Below are 18,300 nucleotides of genomic sequence, written 5' to 3' on the forward strand. Positions count from 1 at the left end.
TTAAAACGCTCAATTTATATAATTCCACAAACGGCAAGCAATTCGGGTGTGGCCACACTCCGAAATTTTTGCTGGGCAGGGGCCCGCAAAAATGCTTGTTGGGGAGCCTCCCCAAACCCGGCTCTTTGGGACAAAATGTCCCAAAGAGGTCAGCTGCGTTACCGCCGCTGTCGCGGCTGTTCCTTATTGTTATCTCACAGTTTAAGCCCGAACATCCACTCCGCCGCCAACAGATGAAAGAAAGTCCTGCCAGCTATTTATATATTTCTGGTAGGTGGAGCAACCGAGGTCAGAAGTCTGTCCAGCTTGCACCAGAAGTCTATTCATCTGTTTTACCAGAGGAGAAATTTCCTTATCATCAGGGTCAGTATAGAAGTCTTTCCAATAGCTCTCAATGGAGATGCCCCAGCGCAGAGCATTGGGGTTTTTGACGGTAGCCTGGGTGGTGATAGACTGCCCATAAGCAACCCCAGCGCGAATAGCCCCAGCTCCATCGCCGCCATTTTCATGGTAAGCGTTCATCACAGCATTGTAAATTCCTTGAAATACAGTACGGTCAACGGGCGCAAAAGTTCCCTTGGGTTCACCGGGGGCAAGATTTTTCTCACGCACAGAAAGAGCCTGATCCAATGTAGCCAGCGCATTATTATGCCCTTGGGCGCGGCTGTTGCGGAGTAGGGCTGCCATATTTTTACTTACCAGCCCTTTCTGTATCATCGTCTCTGCTTTCATATCCGCCATAGACAGATTGAGGGCCAGTGTTGCCTCATTCCGACCGCAAGAGGATGCATTGAAAATCTCCGTTTGATAGCTTTGGGCAATCTGGCCAGCAGCAGTCAGGTCTTGCACAGAATATGCCGCTGTGCTTTCACTTGACGAACCCACCGCCCGGAGTTGGGATGAGATATAGGCATCGTGATTTTTCAGCCATACGCTGTCGGGGCCGGTTTGGGAAATGACTCCATGTACTTTTTCCAGCGCCCCGCGGTAAGCGTCTACTTTTTCCGCAAGAATAGCAGAAAAGCTGTCTTTGACCGCCTGCACATCATCGCCTGAAATACCCAAATTATCCTGCAAAAGTTGCGTATAGCCGTTTATCATCTCAGCTTTTCCAGCTTGATAAACTTCCTCTAATTTTGTACGCTGGGTGGTCAGTTCTTCCCCTTTATAATTACGCTCCAGTTTGTCCAGCACCGCCACATAGCGGGATGCCAAATAGTCCAACCCGTCCGCCAGTTCTTCCGGGGAAGTAGTCTTAAATGACTCCAATTCCCGAGACAATCCGCTCCAATTTACATCGCCACCCAAACCGTTTTGCCGCAGGTTTAGAATATAAGCAGACATAACCTCATCTTTGGTTTCCCCAGTTTCAATGCCTAAATCCCACCGGGCCTGTCGGCGCATATTTTCTATAATATCGTTGGCCTTTGTTGGGTCGTTTAAGTCTTTGAGGTTAAAAGTTTGCGTTTCCTGTTTCCATAAACTTTCCGCCGCATCCCGGATAGAGTAGTCCTCCCGATAGCCTTTGCGGTCAGAGAGGTCAAGCTGGAGTAGCCGCGCGGAGCCTTGCGCCGTATTGCTACCGCTTGCCTGCTTTACAACCAGCCCAGAAGAAAGCTGCGTCAGTTTGGAAGATTGTATGTTAGCATAATTCGTTGCCGTTGATACACCAGAGATATTCATAATACTGACCTCCTACTAATTGACTAAAATATGTTATGCTCGCATATCCACGCCCTGCTGATAACTGTCCAATATGCTGGTATCAAAGGGCTTGCCCTGTGTCCTTTGAGAAATCTCGCCAATCCGCTGTATCTGTTGATTTTGCACCATCTGCGTGATTGTCATAAAATAACCCCCTTTATCGTTTTACGCAGTAAAAACAGAAAAGGCATCTTTTACCGCATGGCTACCATGTGGCAAAAAACACCTACTAAATGCGGGAAATATTCACCGTAAAAGCATCACAAAACTGCGGAGCTACACAGTTATAGCACCGCTCCGCTTGCTTGCTTGCTTGCTTGCTTGCTTGCTTGCTTGCTTGCTTGCTTAATAATGATGGAACCCACGGCGCTTGTCAACCCCTTTTTACTAAATTTTACACTTATTTATTATATCGGCACTTTTTGATAGAAGTTAAGCCTTTTGGTGAAAATGACGTCTCAAAAATTTCCTATTAAATTAAGTATAGCACATTCTTGTATCACTGTCCAGCCCTTAACCTTTGGGACAAAATGTCTCAAAGTACAGCCGCCTCATGTTAGCTTTTTTGGAACAAATAGGGCGTAGGACATATAAACATACCACCCCTCTGCCGAACGCGCCCGGAAACCCTTGATACATGCGGCTTTCAAACGCCTAAATGCTAACAGTCCAGCCGTGGAAAATAAGCGGTATTATAGCGCGTTCAACCCTATCCCCCCGCCCTTTCCCATTCATGGGAAAGGGGGCGGCTCTGGAGGATATATCCCCCGCCGCGCCGGAGGGGTAGCACAGCCGGGGCTGGCCGTCAAGGGCAAGCCGCCGCAAGCGGCGGTGCTACGCACCCTTGACCGCCTGCTCCCGGCTGTGCTCAATAGTAGGCGGCGACGGGGGATATACCACCAGAGCCCCTATGTAAAAATGCGCGGGGACAACGATTGCTTTGGGACATTTTGTCTCGAAGTTACCATGCGATAATTCAGACTTTTCGGGTGGAATGGCCGGGGTCTGCTGGGGGCCGCCTTGATAACCAAAACAGGGCGGCCCCCAGTGGACTCCGGCCATATCGCGCAAAAACCGCCGCTTTGAGTTTTCCCCAATAGCGGCGGTCTGGTGTAGTCTGGTGTAGGTTGGCTCCATTCTTTAGGTGTCGTGTTATTATGCCCTTGTCAAATACACTAAACGGTTTTCCCGAAACCTCAGCGCCCAGCTTATGGGCGGTGTACTGCTCTCTTTTTTGGCGGCGGTGCTGGTGTTTGCCCTGTTTGGCATTGTGGGAAGTATTATCCTGGAGCGGACTGTCTACGGAAGGGCGTTCACGGATCAAATGGCGGACAGCCAGTTTTCCGCACTGCAAAAATATGTGGAGCAGGAGGCCATCACCCCCCACAATCTGCATCGGCTCAACGCCTGGTGCAGCCGTGGTGACCAGGTCTACCTGACGGTTTATATAGACGGCGTCATCCGGTATGAGTCTCCGATAGCCGCGAATGGCGAGTTGGAGGACGAGGATTTTGACATCTCCTTTGAAAGCCCGGATCGTGAATATGCTCTGAGGTTAAATGACGGGACACAGGCTCAGGCGTTCCTGTATTATTACGCCGGAGATACCTATCATTACTGGGCTATGGGTCTCTCCGGCCTGCTGGCCTTTGCGGCATTCTCCGTATGCTTTATTCTCTTTGTCCACTGGAAGCTGCGGTATGTCAAGCAGCTGAAGGGGGAATTGGATATTCTGGCCGGCGGGGATCTCCACTATGCCGTCACAGTCAAGGGAGAGGACGAGCTGGGGGAGCTGGCCAAAGGGATCGAGCAGATGCGCCGGTCCATTCTGACTCATCAGGAGACAGAGGAACAGATGCGCTCCGCCAACTCCCAACTGGTCACCGCCATGTCCCATGATCTCCGCACACCACTGACCTCCCTGCTGGCTTATCTGGAACTGATGGAGCGGGGAAAGTACGACAGCGAGGAACAGCTGCAGCACTTCACCCAGCGCAGCTTGGAGAAATGTTTGCAGATCAAATCCATGGCGGACAAGCTCTTCGCCTATTTTCTGGTCTACTCCTACGAGTGGGAAACGACAGAGGTGGAGACAGCGGACGCCGACAGTCTCTTTCAGCAGTTTTGGGGAGAATATGCCTTCTCCCTGGAGAATAGCGGCTTTACCGTACATTGTGCCTTTGAGGAACTGCAAGGGGCTCTGCGAGTGAACATGGAGCTGCTCCGCCGGGCCTTCGATAACCTGTATTCCAATTTGCTGAAATACGCCGATCCAACCCAGCCTATAGAGATCTCTTATGGCCGTAAAGACGGTCAAGTGCGGCTGACGCTGCTCAACCATATTTCTCCCCAGCGGGATAAGCGGGAGAGCACCAGCATCGGCCTGAGCACCTGCCGACGGGTTCTCCAGCACCACGGCGGGAGCTTTGAAACGAAAGAGGACGCCGGCATATTCCAAGTGGGCCTTGCTCTGCCACTGGGGTAAAGCGGAGATTGCAAAGAGAGGCTGTGGGTGAATGACGGTTGCCATTCACCCACAGCCTCTCTTTGAAGATTGGAAACAAGGAGCAGTCAAGTGACATTCAAACAGATCGTGTGCATCATCCTTTCATCACTTTTTCAAACCGAAAAAGTCCGTCACCGCCAGAAGGATCTTCTTCCGCATCCGGCTTATGGGGGTCCGGATGGTGTGCGTTGTAGAACTCCACAATGTGAAAACCGCATTTATTTACATAGAAGTGGATGTTCCGTGTTTCAAAATAGGGCGTCACGGTTTCCCATACCCGAACCTCCGGGTGAAGCCGCTCGATCTCCCTCCATGCGCCATAGCCAACCCCTTTGCTATGGATCTGGGGTGAAACAAACAGCAGCTCAAGATCGCCCCGGTCGCCGTCAGTCCTGATGACAACACCGCCGGCCTTGATGTTCCCGAGCATGATGCGGTATGCCTTTCCGCTATCTATGGACTGCTCTATGGTTTCACGGGAGATGATCTCCCCATCTTCCTCAAAATGTTCATCTCGCCTCCCGAACTCCTCCAAAGCGCCATAGTGAAATGCTTCTTGATTATCAAGAATAAACTGCTCTCGATCCTCCTGGTGAAGGGGGACAAGCGTAATAATTATATCTGACATATTTACTCTCTCCTGATACGAATAGATTTAGAATGATGGGCCTTTTAATTATAGCTAAAGTAAATATCTTTGACAATTCCCTTCCCACAGTCTTCAGAAAAGTTCAGATTTTGTGTAGACAAATATTAAGATTTTTCTGGGATAATCACGCTATATCCTATATTCCAGAGAGGAGAATTTCTGTGCGTCTGGATACAATAGAACCTTTTTCGGAGGAATCCCGTGAAGCTGACCGCCTCATGCGGGCTTATGCCGCTGCGGAAAAAGTAGGTCTATATGGCTTGATGCGCCAACCCCGAAAAAACGCCAATCTTTTTGCTGTCTATGATGATCGCTTTTGCGGCTGTGTCTGCCTGTTCCCATTTCGCTCTGCAATGTCTGCCATTTGCCTGTTTAGAGTGCTGCGCTTCATGGATCAGAGATACCGTGACGACTTATTGGCGCTCTTAAAAGAAAGATTCCCGCAATACGAGATCTTCTTGGATATCAAAATCTACGAATGACGACAAGTTAAGAATCATTAAGAACTTTAGTCCTAATGCTTTAAGGATCGTCTGCTATGATAACACCATCAGATGCAAAACGGCATTCGCAGCCACCACTTTTGAGTGTGGCCAGTCCTGGCAACATCTGAAAACCATCATAGAAAGGATACGATCCAAATGAACGACAACAAGCTGAAGCAGAAGATGCAGCGTGGAGGGGCTCTGCTCCTTGTGGCTGTGATGTGTTTCACGGGGCTGGTGGGTTGCGGCGCGAAGAAGCCCAACAAGGACCTGAACAAGAAACCGGGGACGACCCAGGTGGAGCCCAACAAGAAGCCGACCAGCAACAAGCCCGGCAAGACGGACACGGGCAAGACGGACATCGGTAAGAAGGACGGCAAGCCCGCTGGCAAGGTGGATGAGGACAAGAAGGACGGTAAGGAGGACATCGGCAAGGTCGACGAGGGCAAGAAGGACGATAAGGGCGCCGACAAGAAGGGCGGCACGCCCACCACCGGCGCATTGGACAAAGCTCCTGTGAAAAATCCGGTTAAGGATTCCGGCCAGAAGGAGCCCGGCACCACCGGAACCACCCAGAAGGACAGCGGCAAAAAGGACGGCAATGGTGCCGATAAGAAGGGCACTACAAAGAAAGACACCGTTAAAAAGGACAAGACCTCTAAGAAAAAGGGGAATGCCAAGGCGCCGGCTATCAACAAAGCCCCGGCCTCCGGTAAAACTGGCAGCAAGGGCGGCAAATAAAACCTACATCCGATTCTTCATGTTTCTCTCCTCTGTTATATAATATCCACGCAGCGGACACCTCCTGCATATACGCACGCGGGAGGTGTCCGTCATTTTTATAATAGGAAGGTGGATCACATGGACACACAGACGATTTTAGTGGTTGACGATGATACCGAAATTCGAGAGGGTATCCGCATTCTTCTCGGCGGTGAAGACTATTCTATTTTGGAGGCCGAAAGCGGCCAGCGGGCGCTGGAGCTGCTGACGGATACGATTGACTTGGTGATTTTGGATATTATGATGCCCGGTATTTCCGGTCTGCGTGTCTGTGAGGAGATCCGAAAGAGTTCCACCGTCCCCATTCTCTTTCTCACCGCAAAAGCCCAGGAGTCGGATAAGCTGATTGGTCTTACTGCCGGCGGGGACGACTACCTGGCCAAGCCCTTCTCCTACTCGGAGTTGAGTGCCCGGGTGAAGGCCCTGCTGCGCCGCTATTGCGTCTACCGGGGAAAGGCACAGGCCGGGGCTCTCAGTCGGGATAATATGCTTTCCTCCAACGGTGTCAAACTCAGCCTGGACTATAACCAGGTGTGGGTTCAGGGGGAGGAGGTGGAGCTGACGGAGATCGAATACAAGATTCTGCGGCTTCTGATGCAAAATCCCCAGCGCATTTTTTCTACGCAGGCTATCTATGAGAGCGTCTGGAATGAACCCTATTTTTATATTTCCAACGGAACCGTCATGGTCCACATCCGCAAGCTCCGGGTGAAAATTGAGGAGGATGCCCAAACCCCCAAACGTCTGAAGACGGTTTGGGGAAAGGGGTATCGGTTTGAGGTGAAGGCAGATGAAACATAGAGCCTCCAGCCTGACCGCACACTTTGGCCTGCTTCTGCTCTTGTCCGGCGCCGCCGCTGTGCTGGTATTCTGCTGCCTCCGCTTTGGCGGTGGCTGGCTGTTGGAGCAGTATTTCAATGGTTCTGACTTCCAACAGCAATACAACGAGCGCCGGATACAGAATTTTCAGTCCTATGTGGAAGAAAACGGTCTGGCCACCACGGATACCGCACAGATCACCCGCTGGAACAAGAAGCATCCTTTGATCTTAATGGAGGTCTACCGTTCCAATATCCTGCGTTACACCTCTGCGGCTCCCGAAGAAGCCCTGGATAACGAGACGGAAGTCCCCTACTACACATGGGTCTCCTACTATGAGATCCCCTTTGCGGACGGTGCCGCCGAGGTGGTGATCTACGCCGACGATACCTACCGGTTCTTTACCTGGCTCACGGTGCTCTCCCTCGGCATTGCCCTGCTGGTATTTCTGGGCGTTTTCCTATGGGGCAGCCGGGGCTTGGTGCGGTATATCTGTCAGCTCAGTGTGGATATCCAGGCCATGGAGGGCGGCGATCTGGATGTGCCGATCACCTTCCGGGGAAACCACGAGCTGACCCGGCTGGCCCACAGCCTGGACTCCATGCGCCGGGCTTTTCAGGAACAGAAGGAACAGGAGACCAATATTTTCCGGGCCAATCAGGCCATGATCACCGCCATGTCCCATGACCTGCGCACGCCGCTGACGACGCTGCAGATCTACACCGACATTCTGCGGTATAAAAAATACCGCCCGGACCAGCTGGACGGCTATCTGGAGAAGATCGACGCCAAGGCAGCGCAGATCAAGCAGCTTTCGGAAAATATATTTGAGTATTCGCTGGTCTCCAGGCATCAAACCATTGAGCTGGAGGCGCCCCGCCCCGTTCGGGATGTGTTTCATGACCAGCTCTCTGAGATGGCGGTCTATTTAACCCAACAAAATTTCTCGTTCGAGCTGGAATTGGACTGGCCCGATCTTGATATTTCCATCTACTCACAGTATATCAAGCGATTGATGGACAATGTGCTGTCCAATTTGGTGAAGTACGCTGACGCGGAGCTTCCGATCTTGATCGCTGTTATGGAAAAGGACGGCGGAGTGGCGATCCTTTTTCAGAATAAGATCAGCAGCACCCCGCTCCAACAGGAGGGCACCCATATCGGCCTTGCCAACATGAAGGCCATGATGGAGAAAATGGGCGGAAGGTGCTGCGCTGGCCAAACGGGATCGCTTTTCCAACTGGAACTGTGGTTCCCTTCCGTCCCGCCAAAACGCTCCGAGGAGGATACGCATGAGACGTAGTATTTCGTATTTTTGGGCGGCGTTCAGCATGATGGCTCTGCTTGTGGGTTGCAGCCGCCCGCTGCCAGCACCCTCAACAGAACCGCCGCAAAAACCGCCCGAGCAGACCGCAGCTCCAGCCATCCAGGCGGGAACATGGTATGTTTCGGGAAAAGACACAGCCGCTTATTACTTCTTTGACGCAGACGGAACATCGGGCCGGACCGCCTCGCTGGAAAACGGGACGGGGTTAGGGTTTACCTATTCCATCCAGGACAACGAGGCCACTTTTCACATGGGTTCTGCCGATGTGAGCACAATCGGCAAACTGGAGAAAACTGATGATACCCATTTCACCATCACTTGGGAGGACGGGCGTGCAGAAAGTATGACCTATGTATCAGCGAAGGGTCATACGGAATTTAAGTTCTACACCAACGAAGATCTTTGCCAGATGGCAGTGGACTACTATACACAGGCCACGGGGGAAAACGCTCCCCAGGCGGCCGCCGATGCCGACCCGGAAACCGTCAGCATTCAGCTCTATATCAACGCAGGCGACCATAACTCCACCTGTGCCTGGTATCAGGTAAACCGCCAGACAGCAAAGGGGATTGACGCAAATACCGGCGAGTCCATAGATTTGAGCATATCGAAAAAGGCGAGTCAAAATGATAACCGTTGAACATTTGACAAAATGTTATGGCAGCTTTATGGCGATAGATGACCTTTCCTTTGAAATTGAGGAGGGGCATGTCTATGGTTTCTTGGGACCAAACGGTGCGGGAAAATCCACCACGATGAACATTATGACCGGTTGCCTTTCCGCCACCAGCGGAACTGTCCGAATTGCCGGACACAATATATTTGAGGAGCCGGAAACTGCGAAAAAACTGATTGGATATCTTCCGGAACATCCCCCGCTGTATATGAATGAAACCCCGCTCGAACATTTGCGTTTTGTGGGTGAAGCAAAGGGGCTCAGAGGCACAGAATTGCGGCAGCAAGTGAATGCGGTCATTCAGCAAGCCGGTCTAAGCCAGGTGCAAAACCGCCTGATCTCCGCACTTTCAAAAGGCTACCGGCAACGAGTAGAAATCGCTCAGGCTCTCCTTGGGAACCCCAGGGTCATTATTTTAGATGAACCCACCGTAGGGCTTGACCCTATTCAAATCATTGAGATCCGGGATCTGGTCAAGCAGCTTGGGAAAAAGCATACTGTGATTTTTAGTTCCCATATCCTTTCTGAGGTTCAAGCGATCTGTGAGCAGGTACTGATCATCTCAAACGGCAAACTGGTGGCCTTTGACACACCTGAAAATTTGGAGAGGCTCCTTACTCAATCGGGAGATATTTTTCTGCGGACCTACGCCAGTGCAGAGGAGGCAGACACCATTCTGGGCAATATGGAGCAGTTTTCCAACTGGGAAAGCACGGTTCAGGAGGATGGCAGCCTCGCTGTGTTGATTCAAGCAGACGGAGATAAGATACGTGAGCTGTGCTGCCAGATATTCTTTGCGTTCGCGGAGCGGAAAAAAGCAATTTTTGAAATGTCATCGAAAAAGGCCAGCTTAGAAGAGGTGTTTTTGGAACTCACAGAAGAATCAAAGCGTGTCGATGTGGCCGAAGAGCATCTTATTTCAAAAGACGGCGCCAACCTTTATGACAATGAGGAGGCAGAACAATGATCGCTGTATTAAAGCATGAGCTACGTGGATATTTTTACTCCTTGGCGGCATACCTGTTTTGCGCTTTCCTGCTGGCGTTTATTGGCGTTGGCGCAATGCTCTATAATATCCAGTCCTCTGTTGCCAATTTTGAGCTTGTCTTAAAGTCTGTCTGCATTGGGCTGGTGATTATCCTCCCGGTACTGACTATGCGCGTCATAGCTGAAGAGAAAAAGCAGAAAACTGACCAGCTGCTGTATGCGCTGCCGCTCAAGCCGTTGCAGATCATCTTAGGCAAATATTTTGCCCTGCTGCTTATTTTCCTGATACCTATTATGATTATCGCAGTGTACCCGCTGGTTTTTGCCCGCTTTGGGGAGGTCTATCTGCCGACCGCCTATGGTTCCCTTTTAGCCTTTTATCTTTTGGGCGCCGCAATCATCGCAATCGGAATGTTCATTTCTTCCCTGACAGAGAATCAGGGCTTCGCAGCGGGGATCTCGATCCCTTTTCTGCTGCTTAACTTCTACAGTGTAAAATTGGCTGAACATATTTCAAGCACACCTTTTGGGACGCTCGTGGCCCTTTCCGTTCTTGTAGCAGCGGGCGCCCTGGTGGTTCGCCATCTGACCAAGAATGAGAATTTGTCATACGGTATTTTCCTGGCCGGAATATTGTGTTTGGGTATAACTTTTTTCTTCAACAGTGCTCTTTTCGAGGGATTGTTGCCCAAAGTAATGGCGCAGCTTTCTTTGTTTAACCGGTTCTATATTTTTATAGATGAAAACTTTATTCCATAACCAGCAACACAAAAACGGTTGTCAATTCATTGGATAAAGATGTCACGATCTGCTGGATCGTGCAGGCCGATCAGGAAAATAAAATCATAGAGAACTTGTTGTCAAATATGACAGCCTTTCCGAGCACATCAAAATCATCAAGAAAAACCCGGCCGCCCATCCTACCTTTGCCGCAAAATATACGGATAAGGAAATAAAAAATAATAGTTTAGTTGTAGAGTGCGGTGATCGAAGCCGATATATCAGCTTTGATGATATTTATGTCGCCAATGTTGATTATACAACCTACACCACCACATACTCCTTTGACGGTGAAAGCGCTGTCACCTCCGCTATTGACTATGTTGTCAGCCAGAGCCACCCCAAGGTTTATGTGTTGGAAGGTCATGATGAGGCTGCGTTTTCCTCTATTTTTTCCAATCAAATGGAAAAGGACAACATAGAGCGAAAGACATTCTCCCTGTTAAACCAAGATGCCATACCCAAGGATGCCGATTGCATTTTGATTCATGCTCCATCCACCGATATCTCACAAGAGGAAAAAGATCTGTTGGCCAAGTATGTATCGAGCGGCGGGAAGCTGATGGTAATGGCTGGACCTACCAAAGATGGGACACTGAAAAACTTATATAGCCTGCTGTCCGACTATGGCGTATCTGCCTCCGATGGGGTTGTGGTCGAAGGCAGCAGAGACCATTACGCCTTTCAAATGCCGTATATCATGCTTCCCAATCTTCAGAGCCACAAAATCACCGACTCGCTTCTTGATGGAAAATATCGTGTGATTGCCCCGATTGCCCAAGGTTTGACGGTGGGCAGCACAAATAGCGGGAGTGTGAAAAAACTGCTGACCACTTCGGACGATGCCTTCAGCAAAACAGCCGGCTACAATATCGAAACCTATGAAAAAGAGGATGGAGATGTGGATGGGCCGTTTGCGCTTGCAGTCTCCGTGGAGGCAAAAAGTGGTGGTTCAATTATCTGGATTTCCTCCTCCAAGTTTCTCGATGAACAGTTTAACGCCTTCTCATCCGGCGCAAATCTGAATTTCACCATGAACGCACTCGCATCTTTGTTGGGAGACCGGGAAGCGGTATCAATTAGAAGCAAACCCCTGAATTACAATTATCTGACCATCAATGACTCCACCGCATCTCTCATCAAAACGGTCATGATCGGCATATTGCCTTTGGCATTTGCGGCCATGGGCATAGCTGTAGTTGTAGATAGGAGGAAGAAACGAAATGAGCAAAGCTAAGAAGCTCTACATACTCTTGGGCATTTGGGTCACCTTCTCCACGCTCACCTTTATGATCAGCCGACTTGAGGTCCAAAAAGAGCAGATTAAAATGACCGGCAAAGTCATCTTAGATATATCAAACGATACTGTGACGGCATTGTCCTGGAAAACCGATAATCAATCCTTAACGTTTCAAAAAAAGGATGGAGCCTGGTATTACACTGAAGATAAAAATTTCCCTGTCAATGCCGAAAAAATAGCAGAGCTGCTGGAACAGTTCCAGGAGTTTGGCGCCTCTTTTGTAATTGAAAATGCAACGGACTATAAGCAATATGGTCTGGACAAGCCCACCTGCACGATCCATATTACAGCCGGTGAGAAAAGCCACGAAATCCAGCTTGGCGCATTTAGCAAGATGGATTCGCAGAGGTATGTTTCCATTGGCGACGGCTGCGTTTATCTGGTAAAACATGATCCGCTGAAGTCTTTTAGCCAAAAACTCAGTGACCTCATCCAGCACGATCAGCTCCCCAGCTTTGCGGAGGTAAAGACAATAAAATTTGCAGGAAAGGAAAACTATCGTATAAATTTTGAAAGGGACAGCAAACAGACCTACTGCGCTGATGATCTCTATTTTGCAGATGGCAAACCGTTAGATACTGCTGCTGTAAAAAGGTATTTGAACAATATCAGCGGCTTGTCCCTTTCTGACTACGCCAGCTACTATGTATCTGATTTGGAATTAAAGCAGTTTGGACTGGATCAGCCGGAGCTGGCAGTGACTGTAAACTTCAAAAAAACCGACAAGAAAGAAGGTGAGCACGAAACCTTTGTAATTCAGATAGGCCGCAATCAAGAAGAATTGGCGGCCGCCAAACAGAGCGGGAAAGAAAATGCGGAGGACAGCGTAACTGCATACATTCGGGTTGGCAACTCCCAAATCGTGTACCGAATCGCTGCGAAAAGTTACAAGGCTTTAATGGCGGCATCCTATACTGAGCTTCGCCATAAGGAGGTTTTGACTGCCTCTTTCGAAGACATTGATCGTATCTCTATCTCTTTAGAAGGAAATGACTATACGTTCACTTCTAAAGGCAGAGGAAATGATAAAGCGTGGTATTATAAAGAGGACGAAAAATTAAATATCGACAGTTTTCAAAGCGCATTGAGCGGATTAAAGGCGGAGAGCTTCACTTCGGAAGGACCCACGCAGAAAGAAGAGATCGGCTTAACTGTTTATCTAAACAATGCGTACCACCAAGAAGTTTCCATCCGGCTGTATCGTTACGATGGAAACAACTGCCTGGCGGTAATAGATGGCACAAGCTCTTCGCTGCTCCCCCGCAGCAGTGTAGTAGATCTGATAGAGGCAGTGAACAAAATTGTTTTGGCATAATTTTGATGCGATCTTTACAACAGTCAATTTGACCAGGCCCATAGAAAGGGACACAAAATGAAAAACAGGGAGAATGAAAAATATGTGAAGCTGGGAATCACCGGTGTTGTAGTTGTCATTATCAGTCTGCTGTGCTTTTTTGTGCTGTTTCGGCTCCCGGTTATTTTGGCATTTTTCCAAACGGTAGGAAAGATTTTAACACCATTCCTCTACGGTGCGGTGATTGCCTACATCCTTGCCCCGATCTGTAACCGTTTGGAAGGCTGGATAGGAAAGTGTCTGCCCAAGAGAAAGCGATTTGTTGGAACACTGTCCATCCTGCTTACTCTGCTGTTTGCCCTGCTGCTGGCGGTGGCGCTGGTCGTGCTGGTGCTTCCTCAATTTTGGGAAAGCATTGTTGGCATTTTGAGCGCCTTACCTGCTCAAATTGAAAACGCTATTGACTGGTTCCACAATCTTTTGGCCGATCAACCGGAGCTTCAAACCTGGTGGGACGGCTTTTCCAGTAAAGCTATTTTGAAATTTGAGAGCTGGGTAAAGACAGACCTTTTGCCTACCGCCCAAGCCGTTCTGAATGGCTTGGGCATACAGGTAGCCGGTATATTCAGAATAGTGAAAAACCTGTTCCTCGGAATCCTGATCTCTGCCTACCTTTTGGCGGGCCGAAAAACCTTTGCCATCCAAGCCAAGCTGCTGCTCTGCGGAGTTTTCCCCCGGCGGTGGGCCGATATGGTCGAGAAAGAGGTGCGTTATACGGACAGGATGTTTAACGGCTTTTTAATGGGGAAACTTCTGGACTCCGCCATTATCGGCTTGATCTGTTTTGCCGCCGTCAGCATTATGCGCTTTGAATCCGCAGCTTTCATCAGTGTGGTCGTGGGCGTGACCAACATCATCCTCTTCTTCGGCCCGTTCATTGGGGCAATCCCCTGTGCACTGCTGCTCCTGCTGGTAAACCCGGCTCACTGTCTCATATTCCTTGTGTTTATCATTATTTTGCAGCAGGTCGATGGCAACCTGATTGGCCCAAAGATTTTGGGAAATACCACCGGCTTGAGCAGTTTTTGGGTGTTGTTTTCCATTTTGCTATTCGGAGGTCTGTGGGGAATTACCGGGATGATCTGATAGCGAAATACAATCTGGCAGATGCCGATTTCACATAGGTCTATATTCCGGCCCGGCATCGGTACTTTCCTGACAGCCCCTCTCTGCGGCAGAGGTCGCAAGCGCACACTTGTCTTATCTTTCCATTGACCTAAACAAGATTCAGACCCGCTCTATGCAAAACGACATAAGGTGTGATAAGATAGGGTATCATCGTCAAGAGTGTGCAACTTTATGAACAACGACAAAATATTTCAGATGGATTTTGGAAAGGTATATGGACTTCTGCTGGACAAGGCCGCCAGGAAGGACCGGAAAAAGGCCGAAGTGGATGAGGTCATCTGCTGGCTGACGGGGTACAGCCCGGAGCAGCTGGAGGCGTCCCGCTCCTTCGGCCTCTGCTATGGGGGCTTTTTTCGCAACGCGCCCCAGCCCAACCCGAACCGGGCGCTGATCAAAGGCGTGGTCTGCGGCGTCCGGGTGGAGGAAGTGGAAGACCCGCTCATGCGGGAGAGCCGCTATCTGGACAAGCTGATCGACGAGCTGGCGAAGGGAAAGCCGATGGAAAAGATCCTGCGAAAATAGGAGGAAGCAGTCATGTGGATATGTCCCAAGTGCAGTCGGTCGTTCAAAAACACGGAGCAGATCCACTACTGTGGAAAGCCTCCGGCGACGATTGAGGAGTACATCGCCGCCCAGCCGGAGGAGGCACAGGACTATCTGCGGCAGATCAATGCTGCCATCAAGGCCAGCATCCCGGAGGCCAAGGAGAAGATCTCCTGGAGTATGCCAACCTACTGGAAAGGCCGCAACCTGAGCCAGTTCGCAGCCTCCAAGCGGCATATTGGCCTGTACCCCGGCCCGGAGGCCGTAGAGGCGTTCGCCGCCCGGCTGACGGAGTATAAGACCAGCAAGGGCACGATCCAGCTCCCATATCGCAAGCCGCTCCCACTGGAGCTGATCGGGGAGATTGCGAAGTGGTGCGCGGAGAATCATTGAATCGGTTTTATCGGGCTGATAAAAATCCAAAACAGGGCGGTGAAATAGGTATTGACTATTCCACCGCCCTGTCCGTTTCGCTATGCCAGATACGGGATGCCACCCCCTTCAGAATTCTTCAGATTTGTTTCGTGGATTTTAAGAGAACCAGATCGCTTTATTTGCTATAATAAAAGCACCTGACAAAGGATTTCACTCAACTTTTATCAGCATCCCACCATAAGGAGGCCACAAGATGGGAATTTTAATGAACCTCACCAGCCGTCTTCAGGCTGAACCCGCTCTGAAAGATTCAGAGGGAAAGCAGCCTGAGCGGGCAAGCGATGCCGCCAGTACAGCAAATATCAGCAAGACCGAGTCGGTCACTAAAGTCGTAAAGCTCGACCAGATCAGCGGACGAACCAATGTTGTCAAGTCCAGCGAGACGACTGCGAGCCGGTGGCCTGCTTACGATCAGTATGTCCCGGAGAAGCCGGAGGATACAGCATCCCCAGGATATTATCGACCGGTCAAAGGTGAACATGGTGATACAAGGATCGAGTTTACCAAACCTACAGAACAAGCAGTCCAGGCTGACGGTATGGACAAGCTGGTAAAAGGCGAGCAAGCCGCCAGCAAAGACGGCAATATCGAGATGCAGGAGCCGGACCGGGAGGCCACCGGGGAACAAGTCGAGAGCAAAAAGGATTCTGACGAGCAAAGCAGCTCCAATATGGAGCAGATCGCCGGCGGGAAAAACAAGGTCCAGGAACTGAAAACCAAGAAAAAGCAGCTGGAGCGAGATATCAAAGCTGCCACGGATATGCTAACAGCCAGTAATCTAAAAAGAAAGCTGGCGCAGGTGGAGAAAGCGCTGAAAGCGGCGACCAAATAGGATACATACGCAGCAACTCCAAATTTTTGTGACAGGACAGCAGTAGTCACACCTGTTGCTCTTCTACAGTCACCGTGTCTGGATGAATGAGTACCAATTTTAGTCTCTTTTCTTTGGCATATTTGACCGTCATGCCCGTCCTACTGCGAATAGAGCGGTCATTGTCATAGACCGCCAGAAGGCAATCAGCCTGATCTACCAGATACTCATTCCGCCGGCGGTAATTGACTTCTGAGCGCTGCTCCTTTTCCCCAACGATGACTGTTTTGCAGCTATTACCGGATCAAAAACTCCAGCCGCTTTTTGCTCCGTTCATCCCAGCCTGCGTTGTGGCCCTCAAAGGGCAGGGCTACCATCAGTTCTATATCTTTGTACTCTGGCTGTTCTTTAAGCCGCAGCAGGATCTCGCCGGCCCACATATCCACGCCCAGGGCGCCGTCCACCCAGAACTGCCGCACGCCTTTCTCATAAAGCAGAGCAAACTGATCCCGCATCCGTTTCTTCAGCCGTTTACAGCCGTTGTTGTTCTCATTGTATTTCCACTTAAACCGAGCAGGACGATGACCGGTAATTGCGCAGGTTGACAACATATTTTTTACTCCCTTCGACCAGTTTCCTCTTATTATATACGCTTTAGCTAATTTAATATATCCTTGGCATGCTAATTTTCTACGCCTCAACGGATAGAATATTATCCATAGGAGGGGAACCTATGGATGATTTTCTTTGTCAGATGGGTCAACGGTTGGTCGCACGGAGAAAACAGCTCCGCCTTACACAGGAGGAGTTGGCCGAGTGTGCGGACATGACCACCCAAACGATCTCCACCGCTGAAACCGGAAAGAAGGCCCTGCGGCCGGAGAATATTATCAAGCTGTGTGCCGCTTTGGACATCAGCACAGATTATCTTCTGCTGGGCAAGGTAGGAGTGGACGACTACAATATCCTCTCCCAAAAGGTTTCGCGGCTGACCCCATCACAGTATCGGCATTTAGAGGATATCATAGAAGCATTTATCACCGCATTGGAAGAGCGGGAAACATGAATGGCTCCAGGCCCTATGTTTCCCGCTCTTCCTTATTTTCCGCGAAACGCCGCCAAAGAATCCGAGATGGCCGCAAATCCGGCAGCATCCAAGGTCCCGTCAAAGGACGGCTCTGGCATATCGTGGGCAGTTTCGTTATTTTCTGAACTTCTCTCCGTGTTCAAGTATCCCCGCTCCTCCAAGCTCCGTACCACAAGGGCTTCCATATCGGCTTGGCTCATTCCGGCAGGCGGCTCGACTGGTTCCGGCAGATCCGGCGTTTCCGGACAGTGGATGTAGTGGAGAATGGCGTTCACAAGGAACTGAGCCTTTCGGCGGCCCTGTTGGTTCAGCAGCTCCGCCACCTGTCTATGGGCCGGATCGCCGGGATTGAAGCCGATGGTGAACCGATAAAGGGATTTCTTCTCGGCCACGGGGATCACCTTCTTGCAGTGGAGATTTGATAGAGAACTTCATAGCCCTTGGCGTTGGCCTTGATGTCACCCACAAAGAGGGCCTGTCCCACCTTGCCGGACTGCTCAATAAACCGCCGCAGCAGGATGGAACCGCCGCCGATGAACACCACCTGACCGCTCCGCAGGTCGATCATCCGCTCCCGAAGGGCGCTGACAAAGGCCGCCGTCTCCCGCTCCACCAGCTTTTGAACCTCCGGCGCATAATTTCCCTGACCTTTGAGGATAGCGTCAATATCTCCCTCCTCCAGCAGCGTGTCAAAGTCTCCATCGACCTTGGAGCGGATGCGGTTGTAGAGGACGATGACGCCGTTTTCCAGTGAGTCGCAGGTTCCGAGTTGGGCCTTGCCCAGCTTGCTACAATTACAAAGGCCCCGAAAGTGCAGGAAATAGCTGTACTGTTCAGCGGCTCATACCTAAGCTACAATGGAAGGGAAACCGGCCTGACGGTGCCCTGCTTGAGCTGTCACGCTCGTTCGTGCAAACTGTCAGCCG

The 18,300-nt window shown here is 50.4% G+C and carries 21 protein-coding genes; 15 read left to right on the forward strand and 6 right to left on the reverse strand.

Annotated elements, in window-relative coordinates:
- Positions 1-201: 201 nt before the first annotated feature.
- Positions 202-1,683, reverse strand: a complete 1,482-nt coding sequence (locus tag D1159_RS16195; protein ID WP_161846663.1) for a hypothetical protein — start codon at positions 1,681-1,683, stop codon at positions 202-204.
- A 33-nt stretch (positions 1,684-1,716) separates the two neighbouring features.
- Positions 1,717-1,848 carry a hypothetical protein gene (locus tag D1159_RS20120; protein ID WP_279280116.1) on the reverse strand — a complete coding sequence of 44 codons (132 nt, stop codon included), beginning with the start codon at positions 1,846-1,848 and terminating at the stop codon, positions 1,717-1,719.
- A 1,066-nt stretch (positions 1,849-2,914) separates the two neighbouring features.
- Between D1159_RS20120 and D1159_RS16200 the strand changes: the two genes are divergently transcribed.
- The gene (locus D1159_RS16200; protein WP_161846664.1) at positions 2,915-4,189 is read left to right on the forward strand and encodes a HAMP domain-containing sensor histidine kinase; all 1,275 of its coding nucleotides are present in this window, start codon (positions 2,915-2,917) and stop codon (positions 4,187-4,189) included.
- 115 nt (positions 4,190-4,304) lie between these two features.
- Here D1159_RS16200 and D1159_RS16205 read toward each other — a convergent pair whose 3' ends face one another.
- Positions 4,305-4,838, reverse strand: a complete 534-nt coding sequence (locus D1159_RS16205) for a GNAT family N-acetyltransferase (protein ID WP_161846665.1) — start codon at positions 4,836-4,838, stop codon at positions 4,305-4,307.
- Positions 4,839-5,020: 182 nt separating this feature from the next.
- Here D1159_RS16205 and D1159_RS16210 point away from each other — a divergent pair, with 182 nt between their 5' ends.
- From D1159_RS16210 to D1159_RS16270, 13 genes are all read left to right on the forward strand, one after another.
- Positions 5,021-5,341, forward strand: a complete 321-nt coding sequence (locus tag D1159_RS16210; protein WP_161846666.1) for a hypothetical protein — start codon at positions 5,021-5,023, stop codon at positions 5,339-5,341.
- A 159-nt stretch (positions 5,342-5,500) separates the two neighbouring features.
- A complete protein-coding gene (locus D1159_RS16215) occupies positions 5,501-6,085 on the forward strand; it encodes a hypothetical protein (protein ID WP_161846667.1) in 585 nt (194 codons plus the stop codon).
- A 120-nt stretch (positions 6,086-6,205) separates the two neighbouring features.
- Positions 6,206-6,928: a response regulator transcription factor gene (locus D1159_RS16220; protein WP_161846668.1), complete on the forward strand. Its 723-nt coding sequence runs from the start codon at positions 6,206-6,208 to the stop codon at positions 6,926-6,928.
- Positions 6,918-8,249 (forward strand): HAMP domain-containing sensor histidine kinase, encoded by a 1,332-nt coding sequence (locus D1159_RS16225; RefSeq protein ID WP_161846669.1) that lies wholly within the window; start codon positions 6,918-6,920, stop codon positions 8,247-8,249. Before D1159_RS16220 ends, D1159_RS16225 begins: the two co-directional genes overlap by 11 nt.
- A complete protein-coding gene (locus D1159_RS16230; protein ID WP_161846670.1) occupies positions 8,239-8,913 on the forward strand; it encodes a hypothetical protein in 675 nt (224 codons plus the stop codon). The genes D1159_RS16225 and D1159_RS16230 overlap by 11 nt, the downstream gene beginning before the upstream one ends.
- Positions 8,900-9,916 carry an ABC transporter ATP-binding protein gene (locus D1159_RS16235; protein WP_161846671.1) on the forward strand — a complete coding sequence of 339 codons (1,017 nt, stop codon included), beginning with the start codon at positions 8,900-8,902 and terminating at the stop codon, positions 9,914-9,916. Before D1159_RS16230 ends, D1159_RS16235 begins: the two co-directional genes overlap by 14 nt.
- Positions 9,913-10,695, forward strand: a complete 783-nt coding sequence (locus tag D1159_RS16240; RefSeq protein WP_161846672.1) for an ABC transporter permease — start codon at positions 9,913-9,915, stop codon at positions 10,693-10,695. The genes D1159_RS16235 and D1159_RS16240 overlap by 4 nt, the downstream gene beginning before the upstream one ends.
- A 136-nt stretch (positions 10,696-10,831) precedes the next feature.
- Complete coding sequence (locus D1159_RS16245) at positions 10,832-11,953, forward strand: Gldg family protein (RefSeq protein ID WP_347563710.1); 1,122 nt, start codon at positions 10,832-10,834, stop codon at positions 11,951-11,953.
- Positions 11,940-13,331 (forward strand): DUF4340 domain-containing protein, encoded by a 1,392-nt coding sequence (locus D1159_RS16250; RefSeq protein WP_161846673.1) that lies wholly within the window; start codon positions 11,940-11,942, stop codon positions 13,329-13,331. The genes D1159_RS16245 and D1159_RS16250 overlap by 14 nt, the downstream gene beginning before the upstream one ends.
- A gap of 57 nt (positions 13,332-13,388) precedes the next feature.
- Positions 13,389-14,456 (forward strand): AI-2E family transporter, encoded by a 1,068-nt coding sequence (locus D1159_RS16255; RefSeq protein WP_161846674.1) that lies wholly within the window; start codon positions 13,389-13,391, stop codon positions 14,454-14,456.
- Between the two features lie 213 nt (positions 14,457-14,669).
- Positions 14,670-15,020, forward strand: a complete 351-nt coding sequence (locus D1159_RS16260; RefSeq protein ID WP_161846675.1) for a DUF2200 domain-containing protein — start codon at positions 14,670-14,672, stop codon at positions 15,018-15,020.
- Between the two features lie 12 nt (positions 15,021-15,032).
- Positions 15,033-15,434, forward strand: a complete 402-nt coding sequence (locus tag D1159_RS16265; protein WP_161846676.1) for a DUF1801 domain-containing protein — start codon at positions 15,033-15,035, stop codon at positions 15,432-15,434.
- A gap of 235 nt (positions 15,435-15,669) precedes the next feature.
- A complete protein-coding gene (locus D1159_RS16270) occupies positions 15,670-16,308 on the forward strand; it encodes a hypothetical protein (protein ID WP_161846677.1) in 639 nt (212 codons plus the stop codon).
- Between the two features lie 275 nt (positions 16,309-16,583).
- Here D1159_RS16270 and D1159_RS19815 read toward each other — a convergent pair whose 3' ends face one another.
- A complete protein-coding gene (locus tag D1159_RS19815) occupies positions 16,584-16,898 on the reverse strand; it encodes an SLOG family protein (protein WP_243152344.1) in 315 nt (104 codons plus the stop codon).
- A gap of 122 nt (positions 16,899-17,020) precedes the next feature.
- Here D1159_RS19815 and D1159_RS16280 point away from each other — a divergent pair, with 122 nt between their 5' ends.
- Positions 17,021-17,353, forward strand: coding sequence for a helix-turn-helix transcriptional regulator (locus tag D1159_RS16280; protein WP_161846678.1), 333 nt, complete (start codon positions 17,021-17,023; stop codon positions 17,351-17,353).
- Between the two features lie 32 nt (positions 17,354-17,385).
- On the opposite strand, the gene D1159_RS16285 is transcribed toward D1159_RS16280, so the two are convergent.
- Positions 17,386-17,766: a hypothetical protein gene (locus tag D1159_RS16285; protein ID WP_161846679.1), complete on the reverse strand. Its 381-nt coding sequence runs from the start codon at positions 17,764-17,766 to the stop codon at positions 17,386-17,388.
- A gap of 5 nt (positions 17,767-17,771) precedes the next feature.
- The gene (locus tag D1159_RS16290) at positions 17,772-17,987 is read right to left on the reverse strand and encodes a hypothetical protein (RefSeq protein ID WP_161846680.1); all 216 of its coding nucleotides are present in this window, start codon (positions 17,985-17,987) and stop codon (positions 17,772-17,774) included.
- Positions 17,988-18,300: the final 313 nt, after the last annotated feature.

The sequence above is a fragment of the Pseudoflavonifractor sp. 524-17 genome, assembly GCF_009935845.1.
Taxonomy (GTDB): Bacteria; Bacillota; Clostridia; order Oscillospirales; family Oscillospiraceae; genus Pseudoflavonifractor_A.

Coding starts and splice junctions, on each gene's coding strand:
- D1159_RS16265 (WP_161846676.1), top strand. CDS start 15,033: ATGTGGATATGTCCCAAGTGCAGTCGGTCGTTCAAAAACACGGAGCAG.
- D1159_RS16230 (WP_161846670.1), top strand. CDS start 8,239: ATGAGACGTAGTATTTCGTATTTTTGGGCGGCGTTCAGCATGATGGCT.
- D1159_RS16220 (WP_161846668.1), top strand. CDS start 6,206: ATGGACACACAGACGATTTTAGTGGTTGACGATGATACCGAAATTCGA.
- D1159_RS16215 (WP_161846667.1), top strand. CDS start 5,501: ATGAACGACAACAAGCTGAAGCAGAAGATGCAGCGTGGAGGGGCTCTG.
- D1159_RS19815 (WP_243152344.1), bottom strand. CDS start 16,898: ATGTTGTCAACCTGCGCAATTACCGGTCATCGTCCTGCTCGGTTTAAG.
- D1159_RS20120 (WP_279280116.1), bottom strand. CDS start 1,848: ATGACAATCACGCAGATGGTGCAAAATCAACAGATACAGCGGATTGGC.
- D1159_RS16205 (WP_161846665.1), bottom strand. CDS start 4,838: ATGTCAGATATAATTATTACGCTTGTCCCCCTTCACCAGGAGGATCGA.
- D1159_RS16280 (WP_161846678.1), top strand. CDS start 17,021: ATGGATGATTTTCTTTGTCAGATGGGTCAACGGTTGGTCGCACGGAGA.
- D1159_RS16260 (WP_161846675.1), top strand. CDS start 14,670: ATGAACAACGACAAAATATTTCAGATGGATTTTGGAAAGGTATATGGA.
- D1159_RS16225 (WP_161846669.1), top strand. CDS start 6,918: ATGAAACATAGAGCCTCCAGCCTGACCGCACACTTTGGCCTGCTTCTG.
- D1159_RS16235 (WP_161846671.1), top strand. CDS start 8,900: ATGATAACCGTTGAACATTTGACAAAATGTTATGGCAGCTTTATGGCG.
- D1159_RS16200 (WP_161846664.1), top strand. CDS start 2,915: ATGGGCGGTGTACTGCTCTCTTTTTTGGCGGCGGTGCTGGTGTTTGCC.
- D1159_RS16240 (WP_161846672.1), top strand. CDS start 9,913: ATGATCGCTGTATTAAAGCATGAGCTACGTGGATATTTTTACTCCTTG.
- D1159_RS16250 (WP_161846673.1), top strand. CDS start 11,940: ATGAGCAAAGCTAAGAAGCTCTACATACTCTTGGGCATTTGGGTCACC.
- D1159_RS16195 (WP_161846663.1), bottom strand. CDS start 1,683: ATGAATATCTCTGGTGTATCAACGGCAACGAATTATGCTAACATACAA.
- D1159_RS16270 (WP_161846677.1), top strand. CDS start 15,670: ATGGGAATTTTAATGAACCTCACCAGCCGTCTTCAGGCTGAACCCGCT.
- D1159_RS16255 (WP_161846674.1), top strand. CDS start 13,389: ATGAAAAACAGGGAGAATGAAAAATATGTGAAGCTGGGAATCACCGGT.